The following is a 1,424-nucleotide window of genomic DNA, read 5'->3' as shown; positions in this document are numbered from 1 at the left end:
CGTGCGCAACGCGCGCAACGTGGCTCAGCGCTCGATGCTGCGCACCGCTGTCAAGAAAGTGATCAAGGCGCTGGACGCCAACGATGCCGCCGGCGCTCAAGCCGCCTTCGCCGTTGCCCAGCCGATCCTGGATCGTTTCAGCGCGCGTGGCCTGATCCACAAGAACAAGGCTGCTCGCCACAAGAGCCGCCTGAACGACCGCATCAAGGCCCTCCAGGCCGCCTGATCCGGTTGGTTGCTGGAGCCCCGGCTCCGGCAGCACGCAAAAGCCCGGCTTCGGCCGGGTTTTTTGTTGCCTGCAATCCCTCGTGGATTGCCGGCCAGCGGCCGGCACTACCGGAACGAAAAAACCCGGCCGAAGCCGGGTTTTTTCGTGGGAACCACAACAGGCATTACTGCGCGTTGCGTGCCGCCTCGAGCTCGTCTTCCTTCTGGCGATCGAAGAACGCCATGACCCGGCTCATGATCGGGAAGGTGCCCTCGCGACCCAGCGCGGACACCAGGAACCACGGCTCCTTCCAGCCCAGCTCGGCCACGATCTTCTCAGCGGCGGTCTTGGCCTCGTCCTCGAACATCAGGTCAGCCTTGTTCAGCACCAGCCAACGCGGCTTGGCCAGCAGCTCCGGGTCGTGCTTTTCCAGTTCGCGCTCGATGGCACGCACCTGCTCGACCGGGGAAACACCTTCCACACCACCTTCCATCGGCGAGATGTCGACGAGGTGCAGCAGCAGGCGGGTGCGCTGCAGGTGGCGCAGGAACTGCGCGCCCAGGCCGGCACCGTCGGCGGCACCCTCGATCAGGCCTGGAATATCGGCGATCACGAAGCTGCGGTAGTTCTCCACCTTCACCACACCCAGGTTCGGGTACAGCGTGGTAAACGGGTAATCGGCCACCTTCGGCGTCGCCGCCGAGACGGCACGGATCAGGGTGCTCTTGCCGGCATTGGGGAAGCCCAGCAGGCCGACGTCAGCCAGCAGCTTCAATTCCAGCTTCAGCGTGCGCTCTTCACCCGGCTCACCCGGCAGCGCCTGGCGCGGCGAGCGGTTGGTGGAGCTCTTGAAATGCATGTTGCCGAGGCCGCCGCGGCCGCCCTTGGCCACCAGCAGGCGGTCGCCATGCTGGGTCAGGTCGCCGATGATTTCATCGGTGGCCACGTTGATGATCACGGTGCCGACCGGCACGGTGATGACCATGTCTTCGCCGCCCTTGCCATAGGCCTGGCGGCCCATGCCGTTCTCGCCGCGCTGCGCCTTGAAGATGCGGTCATGGCGGAAGTCGACCAGGGTGTTGAGGTTTTCGTCGGCGCGGATCCACACGCTGCCGCCCGCACCGCCGTCGCCGCCGTCCGGGCCGCCGAGCGGAATGAACTTCTCGCGACGGAAGCCAATGCAGCCGTTGCCGCCGTTGCCGGCGAACACTTCGAT

2 protein-coding genes are annotated in these 1,424 nt (G+C 65.8%); one reads left to right on the top strand and one right to left on the bottom strand.

Annotated features, from left to right (window positions below; all coding sequences use genetic code 11):
• Position 1: 1 nt before the first annotated feature.
• Positions 2-226, top strand: coding sequence for a 30S ribosomal protein S20 (rpsT, locus tag DBR20_RS04125; RefSeq protein WP_108265287.1), 225 nt, complete (start codon positions 2-4; stop codon positions 224-226).
• A gap of 166 nt (positions 227-392) precedes the next feature.
• On the opposite strand, the gene cgtA is transcribed toward rpsT, so the two are convergent.
• Positions 393-1,424 (bottom strand): Obg family GTPase CgtA (gene cgtA, locus DBR20_RS04120; RefSeq protein ID WP_343125679.1); only part of this gene is annotated, 1,032 nt, incomplete at its 5' end.

Source organism: Stenotrophomonas sp. HMWF023, from assembly GCF_003060985.1.
GTDB classification, from domain to species: domain Bacteria; phylum Pseudomonadota; class Gammaproteobacteria; order Xanthomonadales; family Xanthomonadaceae; genus Stenotrophomonas; species Stenotrophomonas lactitubi.
This window is presented reverse-complemented; position numbering and strand designations above follow the sequence as displayed.